Source organism: Leclercia sp. LSNIH1, from assembly GCF_002902985.1.
GTDB lineage: Bacteria > Pseudomonadota > Gammaproteobacteria > Enterobacterales > Enterobacteriaceae > Enterobacter.
In genome coordinates, this window is sequence record NZ_CP026167.1 from 3,940,010 (window position 1) to 3,959,489 (window position 19,480).

Genomic DNA, 19,480 nt, shown 5'->3' on the forward strand with positions numbered 1-19,480 from the left:
AATCAGTGCGTTGAATTTAGTGTTGACACAAAATAGCGAGGCCATTAATATGCGCCTCGTTCACACGATTCCTCTGTAGTTCAGTCGGTAGAACGGCGGACTGTTAATCCGTATGTCACTGGTTCGAGTCCAGTCAGAGGAGCCAAATTTAAGAAGCCCGCTTAAGGAAACTTAAGCGGGCTTTTTGCTATTTCTCACCGTTAAAACCCCGCATCGCAGGGTTAATCTGGCTATATCTGGTAGTCAATCGCCACCTCTTCCGGCTCCATAACCTGACGCTTGATCTCCTCTACCGACAGTCCGGCGTTGCAGAGTTCGATAAAGCGCCAGACATAGTTGCGCTGCAACTGCCCTCGCTTAAGGCCGAGCCACACGGTGTTGGCATCGAAAAGATGACGGGTATCAAGACGCACCAGGCTCCCCTGCTCGTGCTCGCCGCCGGACTGTTCCGCCACCAGCCCGATACCCAGCCCGAGCTCGACGTAGGTTTTAATCACGTCGGAGTCCTGGGCGCTGAGCACCACATCCGGCGTCAGCCCTTTGCGGTTGAAGGCCTCATCAATGCGTGACCGCCCGGTGATACCTTGCCGATAGGTGATTAAGGGCCATTTTGCGATAGCCTCGAGCGTCAACGGAGAGACCTGCGTCAGCGGATGGTCTGGGGGCAGCAGCAGGCTGTGATGCCAGCGAAACCACGGGAACGCCGCCAGCAGCGGATCGTTGCTTAAGCGCTCGCTGGCAATGCCAATATCCGCCCCACCGTTTTGCAACAGCATCTCTATCTCCTGGGGCGTACCCTGGATGAGCTCCAGGCGCACATCCGGGAACAGCTCCCGAAAGGCCTTGATCACCGGGGGCAGGCTGTAGCGGGCCTGAGTATGGGTGGTCGCGATAGTTAACACGCCGGTGGCGTCGTTGGTAAAGAGATCTGCCAGACGGCGCACGTTGCTGGCTTCATTGAGAATACGTTCGGCGATGGTCAACAGTGCTTTGCCGGGCTCGGTCATTCCCAGCAGACGTTTGCCGCGACGAATGAAGATCTCAATGCCCAGCTCCTCTTCCAGCTCGCGGATATGGCGACTGACGCCCGACTGAGAGGTATAGAGCATGTTGGCGACCTCGGTCAGGTTGTAATCCCGACGGGCCGCCTCACGGATAATTTTAAGCTGCTGGAAATTCACGGTTCACTCCGGCGAAACTGACATGACGCTATTGTTAAAGTGCGTCCGCCGTGTAAACAAATAATAAAAATCCGCAACTTATGCTTTTATGGAATATTAGCTGACCAGCTGCAGCTCGCGGTTCTCCAGCGACGGGCGGCTCACCAGCGACATCAGGATCTCTTTCACCGCCTGCGCCTGCGGTGACAGCGAGCCGCGGGCCGAGACGTTAAGCGATAACGGCAGGCTCATGGACGGCGAGCTAATTCTCGCCATCCAGCCGTTAGCGGCACTGGAGAGCGATCGCGCAGCCGATTCAGGCAGCACCGTCACCCCCATTCCGCTGGCAATGGCAGCGGTCAGGGTAGAGATGGAGTCGATCTCGCCAATGATTTTCGCCGTCAGACGGCGCAGCGAGAAGGCTTCATCGACGCGCAAACGCACGGCGCTATAATCACGCGGTAAGAACAGATTCATCTCGGCCACCGCCGTTAAATCGACGCTCTGACCCGGGCAATCCCGCGTCCCTACCAGATAGAGATCTTCTTTTAGTACTGGCTGGCTGGTGATCCCCGCCACGGGGGAGCGATCGTAAAGCACCGCCATATCCAGCTGTCCGCTGAGTAATTTGTCGTTCAGCGCCGCGCCGCTGTTTTCATGCAGGTAGACCAGTACCTCCGGCAGCTCTGCGCGCACCGCCTGCAATAACGGCATAGTCACAGACGAGGCCGCCGTACCCGGTGCCAGGCCAATCGAAACCTGGCCGGTCAGCGTCTGCCCGACATTGCCCACCGCCAGCTGCGCCTGTTCACACTGGCGCAAAATAGTGCGTGCATGGGTATAAAGGATCTTGCCTGCTTCGGTCGGGGTCACGCCGCGTTTCGTGCGGATCAAGAGTTGCTGATCGAGTTCACCTTCCAGAGTGGCCACCTGCTGGCTCAGTGCCGGCTGCGCGATATGTAACACTTCAGCGGCCTGGGTCAGGCTGCCGATATCGACGATTTTTACGAAGTATTTCAGTCGTCTTAAGTTCATGTTGCCCCCTGTACGAAATGCGTTGCCGGTTCCGGCGCGAATGTACAGAGGGTTTTGCAAGATGCTTGCCAGTTTTTAAAAGAGGTCCGATATGTCCGCTAAGCGGCTGAAAATAAGGAAATCCAATCACTGTCGTCGCATTTTAAAGTGAAACAGCGGTTTATGATCTGCCCCATTCGGGGTATATCCGCACCAAAAACGTGCAATCCGCTGGGGAAAGCATCACTTTGCTGATTTTGTCAGCAAACGCGTCAAACAGAGGAGATCACCCTTTGACAACGGCGACCCACGTCGATAATATGCGCCCCGTTCACACGATTCCTCTGTAGTTCAGTCGGTAGAACGGCGGACTGTTAATCCGTATGTCACTGGTTCGAGTCCAGTCAGAGGAGCCAAATTTAAGAAGCCTGCTTAAGGAAACTTATGCGGGCTTTTTGTTTTTGTGCACGGGTGCCGACAGCGTCGGCACCACCGGGTTTACTGGTATTCGAAAGAGGCCACGATGGCTGAAGAAACGTCCCCTGGCATAACGGTTCCCGCTTTCGAATAAACGCGCGCCTGAAGTTTGAAAGTGGTACTCCCCCCTTCCACAGCACCGATTAATGAGCTGTTATTGCTCAAAATGGTTCCCGTGGTTTGCTGAGATAACTCAACGGCAGTATTGGCTGCAGGTTGCGCCGCGTTGTTTGCCCATCGCGTGGCATCTGTCTGGTCAGGGGTACCCGTAAAAGTCACTTTTACATTAGTGGTGCTGGCCGGGCAGTCGGTCACAGGTAAATCAAACATGGTTATGGGTGACCCCGAACCTGCCGCCTCTAAGGACGTGGCCGCGATGGATTGTCCCAAGTCCACGTTCAATGTACTGGAGCCACCATTAAGTGTTTTACAGGGAGTAGCAATCACTTTTCCTGTGACATTGATACCCACCGTATCTGCCGCGTAAATATTGCCAGCAAAAAGAACAGCGGAAATGGATGCGGTCAAATAGCATAAACATTTTTTCATTTTAGCCCACCTTGGCATGATATTAAGATATGACAAACGTCATTGATATGTCAGTGTCAGCGTAGCAGTTGAATTCGCTTCACCGACAGTGACATGATTTTTTGTCTGATAATAACGGGCAGTAACAGGAAATAACTCTTTCCCGCCGCTGGATGTTTTTAACGCCAGCCTGCTGTTAATAATAAGAGGTTTACCATCATATAATAACTGCACCCCAACGCCTTGCGCGGTATTAGCGCCACCTTGATTATTTAATGCCATTACACTGGGATCGCTGACATCCGGGTTTTGCTGTCCGTTCAACGTGACATAGATATTGGCAGCTCGATCGCAATCCAGGCCAAGATTCTGCGTGCTGGTTTTTCCAGGGGTAAAGCCTGGCGTTGTGCCAAAATCCGCTTTTGAAACATTGCCTATCGGAAACGTTAAATTAGGTGTAGTGATCGAACAGGCCACCTGGGTAATGCCTCCCCCGTTCAAATGAACAATAACGGGTGTGATTCCTGATACCGACCAGGTGCCAAGTTGTCCGATAGTGAATGCACCGGACTGAATAACGCCCGTTTTATACAATGTATAGCTAATCGGGGGGAGGTTCACTGAACCTGAAACTGTATTATCGGTGGAGGGCGGGTTGTCCAGATATGCCCACGAAAAGTTTACTTCAATAGCCACACCGGGAATATTGGTCGCATAGGCATGGGTAATCGATGTCGCTACGCCACCCAGATAAGTCATTTTATAATAGTTAGTATTTGTGTCACCCTTGCATTCCAGCAGTTTCTGGCCTACTCCGGTCAAACTTGAATAGATTACGGAGCCAACGGGTACATCTCTTTGCACTATCACGTTATTGGGCGAAAAGCTCAGGATTTGTTGTCCCTGGCCCTCAGCAAATACACAATCGGCAAACACATCAAAGCTGGAAAACCAGCATACCATTATGAGTAATACGCCAGGGATCTTAGCGCCCATAATTTTATTTGCATATTTCATTGCTTAATACCACTCCGGAATTAATTGCAGATTCATGAAGCACATAATTAACGCGGCATTGTTCATCCGCTGCCTGGCCCCAGCGTGCAATGAGCTCTCCGCTGTTTTCGAGTCCGGTGAGGTAAACCTGGCCCTGATCCCCAACAATAAATCCGCGAGAATTTTTGTCTCGGGCAAGGGTCACCGTAGTTCCGAAGGGAACGGGCAGCCCATTTCCCCGTGTCAGGGTCATTAATACACGGATCCCCACGTTAGCGATATATTTCGCGCTGACCACCGCACCGCGAGTAGGAATAACGGTCTGAGTCGTTAATTGCAGTTCAACATCATCAGGTAGCGTTTCCGTCTCCAGGCTCAGGCTATTTTTGCGATATGGCGAGACATTGCTGGCGACAGTATAACCGCGAAAATCCGTTCTCACGCCGGTCTGGCCAGAGACGCCCACGCCCGACGCGCCCGGGGCTTTAATCAACGCGATGGTTTCGCCAAAAGGCTGAGCCAGCGTCATCCCGTTGGCATGAACCAAAATCCCCCCATTCAGGCCGTAGTTGACGCGCTGCATATTTTCGTCAGTGCTATAACCGCCGGTCACTTCGCCGTAGGTTCCGTGATAGTCAGCGCTAAGATTACCGGTACGACCTGCTGCGTTGTTGCTATACCCTCGCTGCATACTCCAGTCCAGGGCGTTTTCTTCCAGCGCCGTGCCACTCAGACTCACCGTCTGGGTTGTGTTTCCTTTTTTACTGGTATTCAGACTGTAGCTGGCCCAGGTATGACTCAGGAAACGATCCAACGGAATGCTGATATTTAATGCCAGGATCCGATCTTTATCGTACGTTTTCCCCCCGCCGCTGCCCGCTGCGCTCGCATTATTGCTGTAGCTATAACTCAGCCCCCAGGTAATGCCGTTCCATGCGTTGTTATAGCTGACGCTGTATGAGCTCATCGTCTTGTCAGCATTCCAGTAATCCTCACGGATTGCGCTGCCGGTGAGGGAGCCGAAGGCGGGCCCCAGCGTCTGACTTAACGTCATTTCAGCACGGTTACGCCGACGATCCTGCAACGAATCACTCTCGCCGTCGGCATCCAGCACCTCCTGCATTGCGTAATAGCCTGCCGTAGAGTAGCGATAGCTGGTCGCCGAAAAATTGGTTCCGGTATCGGTGAAATTTTTACTGAAGCGTACGCGCCAGGCTTGCCCGCTTGATTTGCTCATCGAGGCAGGGTTCGACCACGCCTGGGTGACATCCACTGACAAGGCGCCAATCGTTCCCATATTTTTACCGATGCCAAGGGCCCAGGCGTGATATGGGCGAGATACCTGTATGCCGCCATAGAGTGTTAAGCCCTGAGGCAGACCATAAATGGCGGTGCCCTGCATCAGCGGACGCTTTTCAACCTCGCTGTCACTGGGACGATACTGACCGCCCGTCAGGCTGTACTTCAACCGCCCCTCTCGCTGCAGAACAGGCACAGAGGCATAGGGCACCACAAAATCATGTTCGCTGCCGTCCGCTTCTTTAACGGAAACCGTTAAATCACCGGCGCCACCGGTGGGATACATATCGGTAATTTCAAATGCGCCCGGGGCAACATAACTCTGATAAATGATGTAGCCATCCTGGCGGATAACTACCTGGGCATTCGTGCGCGCAATGCCGCGAACCACGGGCGCGTACCCTTTCTGACTGTCCGGCAGCATCTCATCATCAGAGGCCAGCTGACCGCCGCGAAAAGGGATACTGTCGAAAACGTCGGAAGGCGATGAACTGTCGCCGAGCGTCAGCTGGCTTTTCAGGGGGATAATGTTGCGCTGGGCATAGGTGTAAACCGAATCCCACTGCGCTTTGCCGTCGTTATCCCGGCGCCAGGTTGTATAATTTCGCAGACGCCAGGGCCCCATATTGATACCCGGGCGCAGGTTGGCATACTCGCTATGGCTGTTATTCGTCGTGCTGTTTCTGCCCCAGGTATTATCGCCGCTGAGACTGTAATTCAGCAGCAAGGCGTTAATCCCCTCGTCCCACATTTCCGGCGCAACATAGCCGCGCGCCTGGGAAGTGAGTGCGGCCTGCGGAAAACTCAACAACAGTTTTTGCGCACCAAAGATAAAGTCGGCAGACGCCTGAGGAATGGCGGCGAGTTCTACGCATTCGCTTTCGGTATCGAGCCCGGGGAAGCGATCGGTTTTGACGCCATAACTTTGTAGCAAACCTGGCGACAGGCAAGGCTGCAGACGATTATCACCCCGGGTCGTGGCAACCGATCTGAATGCAATTTCGCGTGTATCCACCGTCTGACCGTTAACAACCACCTCAACGCGATATTTCCCTGGCACCTGCGCACCACGCGCAAAGGATGAGAGATCAACGCCTTTCATGGAGGGATTATCGACTTCCAGCAGTGCCGGATTAAAATACTCCTCTGCACAGGCGCTCTGCATCACACCGGGTAAAGCCAGTATAATTAATAAGGCGAGCCGGGTCGGTGGAAACCAGCAACATAATATCGTGCGCATAATGAGTTTTTATTAACCATCCCTTGGTTATCAACGCCTTAAATAGCGGCATGATGTGTCGCTCCGACACCACCATAGTCATTAATCAATTTAAATGTGACAGGCCCGGAACTGACCCCTGCCGGAAGTAAAAACGACGCCGATGCGCCTGGTGCGACAAAAGTCGGTTCAGGCACGTTTTTTCCCGCAACGGTAATTTCATTAAAATTCATATAATAATTACCCGGATTACGCACCGAAACGTGATTCGCAGAAATTTTCCAAATCAATTTTTCAGCAAAATCCTCAGGCACCTTTCCTTTTAATGACGAAGGGCGATAAATTAATTTGATGCGTGTTTTTACTGCAATCTGAAGCGAGTTCGCTTTTTTTCCGCCGCAGGAATGGCCTTGATATTTAACCAGTACATCGATTCTTTATTGTCCGGTAAATTCCCGGCGCGGACGATCCTCATCACATTCTCCTGACCGCGATCCAGTCGGTACAGAGGAGGCGTAATAATAAAGGGGATCCTTCCGGTGCTATTATCCTGATTATCAAACCATGACTGAATAAGGTAAGGCACGGTATCGGGATTGGAAACGCTAATGGCTGCTTCCTTTTTTCCGCCGTCGTAAATCACTCGCGTTCCGCCTATATTAACGCCCGCATAGGCTGACGATGCGCCAGAGAGTGCCAGCAAAACGGTAAAAAGGATATTTCTGAAACGTTTCATAAAATCTGGGTTTTAAATAAGCTGGTAAATATTTCACCAGAGTATTTATCTTTTCATTTAAGCCAACAATGAAAACCCAGCGTAATTTTACTCTGACAGACGCTTTACCTGCATTAAAGTAAAAGCCCGCTTAAGGAGACTTAAGCGGGCTTTTATTCTTACGGCCAGGCTTACTGGCTGGACGTCATGACCAGCGGCGTGCTCTGTGCGCCGATACCGACATTCACCGGCATCCCCGACCGGCGCTCCAGCGCCCCGCTAGCCTTCACGGCATCCACATCCGCGCCGTTGAGCTGGGCGCGTAACCCTGCGGTCATCGGTAGCGGCACCTTATTTGTCGATTCAAACTCCGCACGATTACGGGACAGCGGCTCATGCACTTCGACCCAACGACTGCCGTCCGGCTCGGTGGTGACTTTAATCGGCTGATCGATAAGCTGCACGCGCGTCCCGACCGGAACATTATCGAAGAGGTATTTGATATCGTCGTTGCGCAGACGAATGCAGCCCTGGCTCACGCGCAGCCCGATCCCAAAGTTTGAATTGGTGCCATGAATTGCGTAAAGCCTGCCGATATAGAGCGCATACAGCCCCATCGGGTTGTCCGGCCCCGCAGGTACAAACGCGGGCAGAGTCTTGCCCTCTTTGGCGTAAGCCCGACGGGTGTTTGGGGTTGGCGTCCAGGTGGGCCCGTCCTGCTTGCGCTCGACGGCGGTTACCCAGTTACGCGGCGTCTCGCGCCCGGCTTCGCCGATACCGATGGGGAAGATCTCAACGGTGCTACCCCCTGGCGGGTAATAATAGAGGCGCATCTCCGCCACGTTGACCACAATCCCCTCACGCACGGTTGCGGGGAGGATGAGCTGTTGCGGCACTACCAGCTGTGTACCGGGTTGAGGCAAAAACGGATCAACGCCCGGGTTCGCCTCCAGCATATTACTGAGCCCCTGCCCGTACTGGGCCGCAAACGCCTCCAGCGGCAGTTTGTTGTCCTGCGGAACGGTGATCACCTGCGAGGCTCCCACCAGACGACTCCCTTCAGGCGGCAACGGATAACTCACCGCCAGCGCATGCTGACTGACCAATAAAGCAGCGATAAAGCCCAACTTCATTATACGACGCATTATTCCCTTCCTCTGTCGCTCCGCGTATCTGACAAGCATAGCCCTGTTGCTGTGTTTATCGCCAGTTAACAAACCATCATTTCAATGAATATCACCCGTTTACCTCACGCGGGGATAAAATCGTTTTCACCCGTCCGCTGTCGCGGTAGTCTCATACCCGTCGCCGTTTCAGGGCGACCGCAACGTGAGCGATATTCTTTCTAATACCTATAAAAAATAACGTCAGACAGGATCACTATGGATACCACCCTCGCCTCCTCGTCCCCCGACGGGGCTATACCATCGCTGCATCGCGCGCGCCGCGCGGCCCTCGGCAGTTTTGCCGGTGCGGTAGTCGACTGGTACGATTTTTTGCTCTACGGCATTACCGCCGCGCTGGTTTTTAACCGTGAGTTTTTCCCGCAGATCGATCCGGCGATGGGCACCCTCGCCGCCTTTGCCACCTTTGGCGTCGGTTTTTTGTTCCGCCCGCTGGGCGGGGTGATTTTCGGCCATTTCGGCGACAAGCTGGGCCGCAAGCGAATGCTGATGCTGACGGTCTGGATGATGGGCATCGCCACAGCGCTGATTGGTCTCCTCCCCTCTTTTGCCGTTATTGGCTGGTGGGCACCGGTTCTGCTGGTGACCCTGCGGGCCGTGCAGGGTTTTGCCGTCGGCGGCGAATGGGGTGGCGCCGCGCTGCTGTCCGTTGAAAGCGCCCCGGCACGGAAAAAAGCCTTCTATAGCAGCGGGGTACAGGTGGGCTATGGCGTAGGTCTGTTGCTTTCTACCGGGCTGGTGTCGCTGATCAGCACGCTGACCACCGATAAACAGTTCCTGAGCTGGGGCTGGCGCATCCCGTTCCTTTTCAGCATTGTGCTGGTGCTGGGGGCACTGTGGGTGCGTAACAGGATGGATGAGTCTGCCGAGTTCGAGCAGCAGCGGCAACAACCCGCAGAGAAGCGTCGCCTGCCGGTGATGGACGCGCTGATCCGTCATCCGGCCGCGTTTTTGAAAATTATCGCCCTGCGCCTGTGCGAGCTGCTGACCATGTATATCGTCACGGCTTTTGCGCTGAGCTACTCCACCCAGAATCTCGGCCTGCCCCGGGAGCTGTTTTTGAATATCGGCCTGCTGGTGGGGGGCATCAGTTTTCTCACTATTCCCTGTTTTGCCTGGCTGGCGGACCGGTTTGGCCGCCGTCGGGTCTATATCACCGGGGCGTTAACGGGCGCATTGAGTACCTTCCCGTTCTTTATGGCCCTCGAAGCCCAGTCCGTTATCTGGATTGTGGTGTTTGCCATTTTGCTGGCGAATATCGCCCATGACATGGTGGTGTGTGTCCAGCAGCCGATGTTCACTGAGATGTTTGGCGCAAGTTACCGCTACAGTGGCGCCGGGGTTGGCTATCAGGTGGCGAGCGTAGTAGGCGGCGGTTTTACGCCGTTTATTGCCGCCGCGCTGGTGACCTTCTCCGGCGGTGACTGGCACAGCGTGGCGATCTACCTGCTGGCCGGGTGCCTGCTCTCCGCCGCCACCTGCCTGGTGATGAAACCGGCCGCTACCTGATCTCACTTTTGTTTCACATACAGGTGACATACTATCGGGTAACGCCGTACACCTGTGGAACAAGGAGACAGAGATGAATAATAAGGACTCCAGCCTGACCCCGGCTCAGGCACTGGACATGCTGGATGCGCTGTACGATCAGGCGGTTAACGCCCTGCGCAGCGCCATCGGCGACTATATCAAAGACGGAACGCTCCCCGATGCCGAGGCCAGAATGAATGGCCTCTTTGTTTATCCGTCACTCTCCGTGACCTGGGATGGCAGCGCCACCAATACGCCGAAGACCCGCGCCTATGCGCGATTCACCCACGCTGGCTGCTACTCCACCACGGTCACCCGTCCGACGCTGTTCCGCCCTTACCTGGAGGAGCAGCTGACGCTGCTGTATCAGGATTACGGTGCCCATATCACCGTGGAGCCCTCGCGCCATGAGATCCCCTACCCGTACGTTATCGATGGCTCAGAGCTGACCCTGGACCGCTCCATGAGCGCGGGCTTAACGCGCCATTTCCCGACCACCGAGCTTTCGCAGATCGGCGATGAGACCGCAGACGGGATCTACCATCCGGCGGAGTTTTCCCCGCTGTCGCACTTTGATGCCCGCCGGGTCGATTTTTCGCTGGCGCGCCTGCGACACTACACTGGCACCCCCGCCGAACACTTTCAGCCATTTGTGCTGTTCACCAACTACACCCGTTACGTGGATGAGTTTGTCCGCTGGGGCTGTAGCCAGATCCTCGATCCCAACAGCCCCTATATTGCTCTCTCCTGCGCGGGCGGGATCTGGATCACCGCCGAAACCGAAGCGCCTGAGCAGGCCATTTCTGACCTGGCGTGGAAAAAACACCAGATGCCCGCCTGGCACCTGGTCACCGCCGACGGTCAGGGCATCACCCTGATTAACATTGGCGTGGGCCCGTCGAACGCCAAAACCATCTGCGACCACCTCGCCGTGCTACGCCCGGACGTCTGGCTGATGATTGGTCACTGCGGCGGCCTGCGTGAGAGCCAGTTGATTGGCGATTACGTGCTCGCCCACGCCTATCTGCGTGACGACCATGTGCTGGATGCGGTGTTGCCGCCGGACATTCCGATCCCAAGCATCGCCGAAGTGCAGCGGGCGCTGTACGACGCCACCAAAGAGGTGAGCGGCATGCCGGGAGAAGAAGTTAAGCAGCGGTTGCGCACCGGCACGGTTGTTACCACTGACGACCGTAACTGGGAGCTGCGCTACTCGGCCTCGGCGCTGCGCTTTAACCTGAGCCGCGCGGTGGCGATTGATATGGAGAGCGCCACCATCGCCGCTCAGGGTTACCGCTTCCGCGTACCCTACGGCACTCTGCTCTGCGTCTCCGACAAGCCGCTGCACGGGGAAATTAAACTTCCCGGCCAGGCAAACCGTTTTTACGAGGGGGCGATCTCCGAGCATCTGCAGATTGGCATTCGCGCTATCGATCTGCTGCGCGCCGAAGGGGATAAATTGCACTCGCGTAAACTGCGTACCTTTAACGAGCCGCCGTTCCGCTGATCATAAAAAAGGAAAGTTATGCAAACCACCTCACCCCTATCCACCCTGCGCCAGTGGCTGGAGACCCAGGCGCTGGATGGCATTATCGTCCCCCGCGCCGATGCCTTTCAGAGCGAATATTGCCACCCTCATGACGATATTCTCGCCTGGCTGACCGGCTTTGACGGCTCGGCGGGACACGCCCTGATCCTGCGCGATCGCGCCCTGCTGTTTGTTGATGGACGCTATCAGGTTCAGGCCCGGGAACAGGTTAATCTGGCCGAGATTGAGATCCTGCATCTGCACAACGATCCGCTGGCAGACTGGTTACAGCAGAACATGAAGCCCGGGGCGCGTATCGCCTTTGAAGCGATGCTGATGACCCATACCCAGTATGAAGCACTCAATGCCAGTCACTGTGAGCTTGTCGCCCTGAATGCATCGCCGTTTGATACCCTCTGGCAGGATCGTCCGGCCCCGCCTGCGGGTGCCATCCGCGAAATGCCGGTGGAGATCAGCGGTGAAAGCAGTACCGACAAGCGCCAGCGCGTTGCTGCCATTCTGGCAGAACAGCACGCCGATTATCTGGCCATCACCCAGCCGGATAACATCGCCTGGCTGTTGAACGTACGCGGCAGCGATATTCCGACGAGCCCGGTACCGAACTCGTTTGCCCTGTTGAGCCGCGACGGCGCGGTGACGTGGTTTGTCACGCCTGAAAAAACCCGCGCGCTTCCTCCCGCGCTGCTGGAGAGCCTGACGCTGGCGCCTGAATCCGATTTTCTGTCGCAAAGCCAGCAGCTGTGCGCCGGTAAGCGCGTGATGGTGGATGCCGATTCCGCCCCTGTCGCCCTGCGCTTTGCCGTAGAGCCGCAGGGGGAGATTCTCTGGCACGCTGACCCGATCACCGCGATAAAAGCGTACAAAAACCCGATTGAGCTGGCGGGCTACCGCGACAGCCACCATCAGGATGGCGTGGCATGGGTCAATTTCCTGGCCTGGCTGGCGCACGAGGTGCCGCGTCGCGAAGCCTCTGGTCAACCCATTACCGAGCTGGAAGCCCAGGCGCAGCAGCTTCTCTTCCGTCAGCAGCGACCGGGCTTTATCGAGCAGAGTTTTGCCACTATCTCCGCCTCTGGCAGCAATGCGGCGATGTGCCATTACCACGCCAGCGAGCAGACTAATGCGGCTATCACCCGCAATCATTTTTACCTCAATGATTCCGGCGGGCAGTATCACAACGGCACGACCGACGCCACGCGCACGCTGGCTTTCGGGCCGCTGAGCGACCAGTGCCGTCTGCATTACACCGCCGTGCTAAAAGGCTTTCTCTCGCTTATTTCCCTGCAATTCCCGTCCGGAACCTGCGGGCATCAGATCGATGCGTTCGCGCGGCGTGAGCTGTGGGGGCTGGGGCTCGATTTTGATCACGGCACCGGACATGGCGTGGGTCATCAGCTGCTGATCCATGAAAATCCGCAGCGTATCGCGAAGAAGGTTAACCCCTGGCCGCTGGTGGCGGGAAATATCATCACCATCGAGCCGGGCTATTACCTGGCCGATGCATATGGCATTCGCATTGAAAACCAGGTAGAGGTGGTGGAGAGCGTACCGGGCTTCTGCCGCTTTGCGTCGCTGACGCTGGTCCCCATCGACCTGAGTCAGGTGGATCTGCATCTGCTGAGCGAAAAAGAGATTAAATGGCTGGATGATTATCATCAGCAGGTGCGTGAGGCACTCTCGCCGCACGTTAACAGTGAGGCGCGCCCATGGCTGATCGCGGCCACGGCGCCTGTTCGCGTACACGGTTAAAGCACAAAGACCAGAAACGGTAACCTTCGGGTTACCGTTTTCGGTTTACCGACCCATTTTCAGGGAAGCGGAAAGATGTTAATCACGCATATACTGGTACATTTCTGAAGCCGTCAGATTCCAGTGGCCTCCATCAAATAGTGGCATATAGCTGCCATCATCCACACCGAGTTCATCCGCGATCAGCTGATTTAATTTGTCGTTCATTTTTATGATCAGATCGCGATAGCGTTCCGGCTCTGTAGCCAGATTATGGTTTTCATCGGGATCGTTGACGATATCGAAGAGTTCAACATCGTTATTATCCAGCAATGCTTCCAGTGTCACTGGAGTATTATGCTGTTTCAGGGAGAAGTAGCGAGCAAATTTATACTGACCATCATTAATCATTCGGATAGCGGAGCGGTGCTTAAAATCAGGCGCTATTTTAGATATCTCTTTTTTGAACTCCTCATGGGGAAGCTTTTGGGCTGCAAGCGCTCTGAATTGTGCAGTATATTTCGCATCCATATATAAGATCATCCCATAGCAATAAAGTGAGCCAGAGCGAAGGGTATGTACACCTGCTCTTTCTGGCTGACTAAGCAGTACGCTCATATCGCGGCCTTTCCTGCCAGCCAGAACTTTACTGCGTTTTTCTATATCACATCCGGTCAGACCCACCAGCGTCGGCACTAAATCCAGATGGTTGGTTAAACTATTACAACGTTTGTTTCCCGGATAAGCGGGGTGGCGGATAATCATCGGGGTGTGAATCTGCTCTTTGTAAACTGATGAACCTTTGCCATGCATCTGATGTGCCCCGCCTAATTCCCCATGGTCTGCGGTAAAAACGATGATGGTCTTATCGGTCAGGAGCAGATTATCCAGTTCGTTGAGAATAGCCTCAAGATGCCGGTCATTGTCGCGAATACAGTTGAAATAATAATCCAGCAATTTGCGCCAGCGGCGATCTTCGTCTGGAAACTGCCCCTCCATGACGGCCCGGGCATTCTGATACTCTTTATGTGCGGCAGGTCTTCCGGGTTCGTCAAATGGCTGGTGGCGGTTGGCCGGAAGAGGATAATCAGGCCAGCTCTGCTGATAAATTTTATTATGCGGCGGCTGTGTCGGGAGCAATGTATGATTTTCTTTATCCATTGGGCCTTTCCATTGCACTTTTTCACCCGCTTCATCAGTATCGATAAACATCACATCATGTGGATTAACCAGATTAACGGCGGCAAACCAGGGTTTGTTCTCATCATTCAGCGGGCGCCCGGTATTACGTAACCAGCTTATCGTTTGCCCTGTGGTCACCGAGTCAAAGAAATAGCCGCCTTTACTTTTACCAATAAGATCGCCAATACCGTGATAGTCAGAAAAACCATACTCTTCCATAATCTGGTTCAGGCGAGGCGTTGGGATTTCTGCAATATCAATATCTTCTACCGATTTCCCAGCAACAGGCTGATCGATTTCCCGTGTTAAGTGCCATTTTCCTTTGTAAGCGGAGTAGTAGCCCAGTTCACGCATCATATGACCGACGGTGCGGAGCTCAGGATCAAGATCGTAATTCATCCATGGAAAGCCAAGGTTATCAAACATGCGGGTTTGCGGCATATGTAACCCGGTATACATCACTGACCGTGAAGGTGTACAAACGTTGGCCGTATTCTGGTGATTGGTAAAAGTCACCCCTGTTTTCATCAACCGCTCACGTCCAGGCACAGGAAAGGGATAACGATCGAAAAAACGTTCCTGATCGCAGGTTATCAATAAAATGTTATAGCCTTCAGGGAGGGTTTCCGGAATTTTACCTGTAAACGGCCTATCCCAGGCAGGTTTAGTTTCAGCACAGCTCTGCGCTGCATTTCCGGTTTCTGGCAACAGACTGGCAACAACGGCAATCCCCAGGCCTTTTAATAAATCACGACGATTTTCATTTATTATATTCTTTTCTTTCATTCTCCAGACTCCGTTAATTTTACTACCTGCGCCCGGATTTCCGGGGCAATTTTCATCACCAATGCGGGCGGCTGGTGATTTAATAGAAGCGTTCTCATGACGTTCATATAGGGTGTGATATGGCGGAAAAAAGCTAAATAGCCTTCGCAGAGGTAATTCTGTGCCTCGTTGCCCTCGGCGATAATACGGTGTTTAGGGCATCCGCCATGGCAGGCAAAGCGCCAGTGACAGTTCATACAGCGTGAGGAAAGCCGGGCCTTTTCTTGCCCAAACTGCCGTTGAAACGGCGAACTGGCCAGAACGGCCATTGAGTCCTGTTTAAGATTGCCCAGCTTATATTCCGGTGAGACAAAGTGATCGCAGCTGTAGACATCGCCATTTTTTTCAACCAGTAAGCTCTGTCCGCAGGTCGGTTGCATTGTACAAAGTGTTGCGGGCTGCCCTGTCCATACGCCAAGCAGGTTGTCAAAAAACTGGATAAACACCTCTCCGACATCCTGTTCCAGCCATTCATTGAAAATAGCGCACAAAAATTCCCCCCAGCCCTCTGGCGTCACTGACCAGGGAAACGCAGGTTCAACGAGAGGAATGAACTGAATATGGCGGAGGTCCAGTTTCCGGGTCAGACAACGGTAGAGGGTCTGTCCCTGAGTCTCAGACTGATGGCTGACCACCACCATGGCGTTAACCGGGACATCGTGCTGCTGAAGGCAGCGAATTGCCTGTACGACTTTTTTCCAGGAGGGCTTTCCCGCACGCGTTTTACGCCATGCGTCGTGAAGTGAAGCGGGCCCATCAATTGATAACCCCACCAGAAAATCGTTCTCTTTCAGAAAACGGGCCCACTTATCATCAAGCAGAATGCCGTTGGTTTGCAGGCTGTTGTGAATGGTTTTGTTACCACGGTAACGCTGTTGCAGCGCAACCACCTGTTCAAAGAACGCCAGTCCACATAATGTGGGTTCACCACCTTGCCAACAAAACTCCACGCTCATAGAGGGTGTCGACGCAATGGTATTCTGGATATAGGCTCCCAGCGTTTCGTCATCCATTACGGTACAGGCAGGACGGGACACATTATTTTTAAGATAGAAACAATAATCACATGCCACATTACAAAGATTGCCCCCTGGTTTGGCGACGGTGTTAAAATTATTACTCATTACTGCTTATGCTCGTTGGTATTAATTGCAGTGATGATAAAATCATTTGTATTAATAAGATCGTTGCCATTGTTACTAATAGTTCTGTAATTATATTATTCTTGTTTTATCTTTATTTATGTCAGCTACAAAAGCGAAGATGTTATTATCCGTTATAATTGGTGTAATTTAATAACGCCTTAATCATCTGGAAATAGAAATTTCTGGGTCGTGATGACTGTTTCTTTAAGGTGATCTATCAGGAAGCTATAAAAGCTTTCGAGGATTAAGCATTCGAAGAAAATATCAGTAAGGGTTGGAACTGACTGCGCGGGTGCTTGCCGGATGTGAAGGATTTATCTACGAGGCTGAGCTTGCGAATAGCGGTATCAGTGAAGGAGACCATGGGGGATCAGAAACGGCCAACGGAGCGTGAAGTTCCCGACCAGGCCGCAAAAGCGACAGAGATCAAAAAACCCGGCCATCTTACTCAGATGGCCGGGTTAATCTGGCTTTAAAGCATCCTAAGAGTCACTGCGCTCTCTTAAGATTAAAATTTGGCTCCTCTGACTGGACTCGAACCAGTGACATACGGATTAACAGTCCGCCGTTCTACCGACTGAACTACAGAGGAATCGTGTGAACGGGGCGAATATTAACGATGCCACCTGGCGTTGTCAAAGGCAGAATGCAGATTTTGCATCGTTTGCCGATTTATTCCCCACTTTGCGCATTCACTATCCGTTCTGCGGGGATCGCCGCCACATTTTCACGCACAGGCCGCGGATATTTCCATAACCAGCGCCCGCTGACCATTCGCCAGTAGAACAGCGCGCCGCGAACCGTCCAGTCGAGGAACATCCCCAGCCAGACACCCACCACCCCCATACCCAGCATGATCCCCAGGGTGTAACCTGCTACTACGCGGCAGCCCCACATCCCGAGCATCGAAACCCACATGGCAAAACGGACGTCCCGCGCCCCTTTAAGCCCGGCAGGCAGCACCCACGACGCCGCCCAGATGGGCATAAAGGCGGCATTCAGCCAGATTAAGATAACCACCACGTCTTTTACATCCTGCTCATGGGTGTAGAACGACGCCATCAGGCTGGCAAACGGCGCGGTGCCCCAGGCAATGGCCGTGAGCCCGATTGTCGAAAGCCAGAAGACATGGCGCAGCTGGCGCTCCGCCTGGCCTATCTGCCCTTTCCCGAGCCGTTTACCGGTAATGATGGTGGAGGCTGAACCCAGCGCGTTACCCGGCAGGTTGATCAACGCGGCAATGGAGAAGACGATAAAGTTACCGGCAATCACGTCAGTACCCATTCCCGCCACGAACATCTGGGTCAACAGCTTGCCGCCGTTGAACAGCACCGACTCAATGCTGGCGGGGACGCCGATCCCCATCACTTCCCAGATAATGGCGAAGTTGAGCGGCTTGAAATAACTTTTGAGGCTGATGCGCAGTGACGGGTTAAAACCAACCGCCAGCACCACAATAATGGCGATGGCGCCAATGTAGCGGGAGATAGTCAGACCCAGACCGGCCCCGATAAAACCGAGCCCGTCCCAGGAAAAAAGCCCGTAAATCAGCACGCTACTGATTAGAATGTTGAGGATGTTCATCCCACCGTTTATCAACAGCGGAATTTTGGTGTTCCCTGCCCCACGCAGCGCCCCGCTGCCAATCAGCGCAATCGCCGCGGCCGGATAGCTGAGCACCGTCATTTCGAGATACGACAGCGCCAGAGCTTTTACTTCTCCGGTCGCTTCCCCAGCCACCACATCGATAATCTCTTCGCCAAAATAGTGGATCACCGCCGCCAGTACAATGGAGAACAGCGTCATGATCACCAGCGATTGCCTCGCAGCAGCCCTGGCCCGGCGCGGATCGCGCTTGCCCAGGCTAAAGGCCACCACCACCGTGGTACCGAGGTCTATCGCCGCGAAGAAGGAGATAATGACCATATTGAAGCTGTCGGCCAGCCCGACACCCGCCATCGCCTCTTTACCGAGCCAGCTGACCAGGAAAGTGCTAAGCACACCCATCAGCAGTACACAGGTATTTTCCAGAAAGATAGGCACGGCAAGGGGGGTGATTTCGCGCCAGAAGAGAACTTTGTAGCTCTTGCGTTTGCTATACCAGCGCGTGCGCATCACGGCCTGGCGTAAAGCGGAGGTGACGTTCAAAGTGGACCTTAAAGAGAAAGTTGAAACTACATTTCAAATAATGAGGGAGAAATGCAGATCCTGCAAAGTATTTCCCACAAAAATATGTAGGGAATTACGACAAACTGGTGACAGAATCGGCAGTTGGTCGAATCGGACTAAGATCAGGTTTGACAAAAGTTTTTTCGCCGCTAAGATAACGCTCCACAACGATTCCTCTGTAGTTCAGTCGGTAGAACGGCGGACTGTTAATCCGTATGTCACTGGTTCGAGTCCAGTCAGAGGAGCCACATTTAAAAAGCCTGCTTTCGAGCAGGCTTTTTGCTTTTCTGATGACGGTAGACCGGCGCCCAAAAAAAAGCCCCCCGACAGGTCGGAGGGCTTTGCTTTTTGGCGGTGATTACTCGCCTTTGGCTTCCGCGTGCTTCATCTCGCCCATAACTTTCAGTTTCTTGGAGATCTCGCGACGCTCTTTAGAGATCTCGGCGTTTTTGATGATGTAGTCGTCTACGCGGTCTTCGTAGTCGCTTTTCATGCTGGCAATGATGCCCTGGATTGCTTCAACGCTCATGCCTGGCTTGATGTAATCGCTCAGGTTGTCCAGCAGCAGAACACGCTTCTGGTTGTCACGGATCTTCTTCTCAACGTCCTGGATTTCACGTTGCAGTTTGTTCTTGCGGCGGAACAGGCGGACGAACTCCAGAACATCCTGGAACGAAGGCTTAGTTGTTTCCATTTTTACACCCCTGATAATGTGAGATTCGGATTCGTTTAAACAACCGCGATAGCATTAACCTTACTG

At 53.7% G+C, this 19,480-nt stretch carries 13 protein-coding genes, 4 tRNA genes and 1 pseudogene; 6 read left to right on the forward strand and 12 right to left on the reverse strand.

The genetic code is table 11. The annotated features are described in order from the left end of the window. Window positions 1-69 precede the first annotated feature (69 nt). A tRNA-Asn gene (locus C2U54_RS19585) sits at window positions 70-145 on the forward strand. A gap of 85 nt (window positions 146-230) precedes the next feature. Here C2U54_RS19585 and cbl read toward each other — a convergent pair. Together cbl and nac are read right to left on the reverse strand one after the other, a co-directional pair. Then, window positions 231-1,181 (reverse strand): HTH-type transcriptional regulator Cbl, encoded by a 951-nt coding sequence (gene cbl, locus C2U54_RS19590; protein WP_103180169.1) that lies wholly within the window; start codon window positions 1,179-1,181, stop codon window positions 231-233. A 96-nt stretch (window positions 1,182-1,277) separates the two neighbouring features. Beyond that, window positions 1,278-2,195 carry a nitrogen assimilation transcriptional regulator NAC gene (nac, locus tag C2U54_RS19595; RefSeq protein WP_103180170.1) on the reverse strand — a complete coding sequence of 306 codons (918 nt, stop codon included), beginning with the start codon at window positions 2,193-2,195 and terminating at the stop codon, window positions 1,278-1,280. A gap of 319 nt (window positions 2,196-2,514) precedes the next feature. Here nac and C2U54_RS19600 point away from each other — a divergent pair. Next, window positions 2,515-2,590 (forward strand) — tRNA-Asn (locus C2U54_RS19600). A gap of 82 nt (window positions 2,591-2,672) precedes the next feature. Here the strand turns inward: C2U54_RS19600 and C2U54_RS19605 are convergent. The 5 genes and pseudogenes from C2U54_RS19605 to ldtA form a co-directional block, all read right to left on the reverse strand. Then, window positions 2,673-3,200 (reverse strand): fimbrial protein, encoded by a 528-nt coding sequence (locus tag C2U54_RS19605; RefSeq protein WP_158251033.1) that lies wholly within the window; start codon window positions 3,198-3,200, stop codon window positions 2,673-2,675. Window positions 3,201-3,239: 39 nt separating this feature from the next. Next, on the reverse strand, window positions 3,240-4,196 hold the full coding sequence (locus C2U54_RS19610) for a fimbrial protein (protein WP_103180172.1): 957 nt from the start codon (window positions 4,194-4,196) through the stop codon (window positions 3,240-3,242). Continuing rightward, a complete protein-coding gene (locus C2U54_RS19615) occupies window positions 4,180-6,639 on the reverse strand; it encodes a fimbria/pilus outer membrane usher protein (protein ID WP_231736531.1) in 2,460 nt (819 codons plus the stop codon). Before C2U54_RS19615 ends, C2U54_RS19610 begins: the two co-directional genes overlap by 17 nt. A 113-nt stretch (window positions 6,640-6,752) precedes the next feature. Next, window positions 6,753-7,429: pseudogene (locus tag C2U54_RS19620) on the reverse strand (fimbrial biogenesis chaperone). A 170-nt stretch (window positions 7,430-7,599) separates the two neighbouring features. Then, window positions 7,600-8,556 (reverse strand): L,D-transpeptidase, encoded by a 957-nt coding sequence (gene ldtA / locus C2U54_RS19625; RefSeq protein WP_168192058.1) that lies wholly within the window; start codon window positions 8,554-8,556, stop codon window positions 7,600-7,602. Between the two features lie 234 nt (window positions 8,557-8,790). Here ldtA and shiA point away from each other — a divergent pair, with 234 nt between their 5' ends. From shiA to C2U54_RS19640, 3 genes are all read left to right on the forward strand, one after another. Beyond that, window positions 8,791-10,101: a shikimate transporter gene (gene shiA, locus C2U54_RS19630; protein WP_103180175.1), complete on the forward strand. Its 1,311-nt coding sequence runs from the start codon at window positions 8,791-8,793 to the stop codon at window positions 10,099-10,101. A gap of 73 nt (window positions 10,102-10,174) precedes the next feature. Beyond that, window positions 10,175-11,629, forward strand: coding sequence for an AMP nucleosidase (locus C2U54_RS19635; RefSeq protein WP_103180176.1), 1,455 nt, complete (start codon window positions 10,175-10,177; stop codon window positions 11,627-11,629). Window positions 11,630-11,647: 18 nt separating this feature from the next. Then, window positions 11,648-13,420 (forward strand): aminopeptidase P family protein, encoded by a 1,773-nt coding sequence (locus C2U54_RS19640; RefSeq protein WP_103180177.1) that lies wholly within the window; start codon window positions 11,648-11,650, stop codon window positions 13,418-13,420. A gap of 78 nt (window positions 13,421-13,498) precedes the next feature. On the opposite strand, the gene C2U54_RS19645 is transcribed toward C2U54_RS19640, so the two are convergent. The 4 genes from C2U54_RS19645 to C2U54_RS19660 all read right to left on the reverse strand — a co-directional run bounded on the left by C2U54_RS19645 (window position 13,499) and on the right by C2U54_RS19660 (window position 18,666). Next, window positions 13,499-15,367 carry a sulfatase-like hydrolase/transferase gene (locus C2U54_RS19645; RefSeq protein ID WP_103180178.1) on the reverse strand — a complete coding sequence of 623 codons (1,869 nt, stop codon included), beginning with the start codon at window positions 15,365-15,367 and terminating at the stop codon, window positions 13,499-13,501. Continuing rightward, complete coding sequence (locus tag C2U54_RS19650; RefSeq protein WP_103180179.1) at window positions 15,364-16,530, reverse strand: anaerobic sulfatase maturase; 1,167 nt, start codon at window positions 16,528-16,530, stop codon at window positions 15,364-15,366. Before C2U54_RS19650 ends, C2U54_RS19645 begins: the two co-directional genes overlap by 4 nt. 537 nt (window positions 16,531-17,067) lie before the next feature. After that, window positions 17,068-17,143 (reverse strand) — tRNA-Asn (locus tag C2U54_RS19655). 80 nt (window positions 17,144-17,223) lie between these two features. Then, window positions 17,224-18,666: an EmmdR/YeeO family multidrug/toxin efflux MATE transporter gene (locus C2U54_RS19660; protein ID WP_233210468.1), complete on the reverse strand. Its 1,443-nt coding sequence runs from the start codon at window positions 18,664-18,666 to the stop codon at window positions 17,224-17,226. A gap of 226 nt (window positions 18,667-18,892) precedes the next feature. Here C2U54_RS19660 and C2U54_RS19665 point away from each other — a divergent pair. After that, a tRNA-Asn gene (locus C2U54_RS19665) sits at window positions 18,893-18,968 on the forward strand. Between the two features lie 110 nt (window positions 18,969-19,078). Here C2U54_RS19665 and C2U54_RS19670 read toward each other — a convergent pair. Then, complete coding sequence (locus C2U54_RS19670; protein WP_103180181.1) at window positions 19,079-19,414, reverse strand: DUF496 family protein; 336 nt, start codon at window positions 19,412-19,414, stop codon at window positions 19,079-19,081. Between the last annotated feature and the right edge of the window lie 66 nt (window positions 19,415-19,480).

Bases quoted from the DNA above. Each gene is read 5' to 3' on its own strand.
- C2U54_RS19610 (WP_103180172.1), bottom strand. From the start codon at position 4,196: ATGAAATATGCAAATAAAATTATGGGCGCTAAGATCCCTGGCGTATTA.
- nac (WP_103180170.1), bottom strand. From the start codon at position 2,195: ATGAACTTAAGACGACTGAAATACTTCGTAAAAATCGTCGATATCGGC.
- C2U54_RS19645 (WP_103180178.1), bottom strand. From the start codon at position 15,367: ATGAAAGAAAAGAATATAATAAATGAAAATCGTCGTGATTTATTAAAA.
- C2U54_RS19660 (WP_233210468.1), bottom strand. From the start codon at position 18,666: ATGCGCACGCGCTGGTATAGCAAACGCAAGAGCTACAAAGTTCTCTTC.
- C2U54_RS19650 (WP_103180179.1), bottom strand. From the start codon at position 16,530: ATGAGTAATAATTTTAACACCGTCGCCAAACCAGGGGGCAATCTTTGT.
- C2U54_RS19670 (WP_103180181.1), bottom strand. From the start codon at position 19,414: ATGGAAACAACTAAGCCTTCGTTCCAGGATGTTCTGGAGTTCGTCCGC.
- C2U54_RS19615 (WP_231736531.1), bottom strand. From the start codon at position 6,639: ATGCAGAGCGCCTGTGCAGAGGAGTATTTTAATCCGGCACTGCTGGAA.
- C2U54_RS19640 (WP_103180177.1), top strand. From the start codon at position 11,648: ATGCAAACCACCTCACCCCTATCCACCCTGCGCCAGTGGCTGGAGACC.
- C2U54_RS19635 (WP_103180176.1), top strand. From the start codon at position 10,175: ATGAATAATAAGGACTCCAGCCTGACCCCGGCTCAGGCACTGGACATG.
- C2U54_RS19605 (WP_158251033.1), bottom strand. From the start codon at position 3,200: ATGAAAAAATGTTTATGCTATTTGACCGCATCCATTTCCGCTGTTCTT.
- shiA (WP_103180175.1), top strand. From the start codon at position 8,791: ATGGATACCACCCTCGCCTCCTCGTCCCCCGACGGGGCTATACCATCG.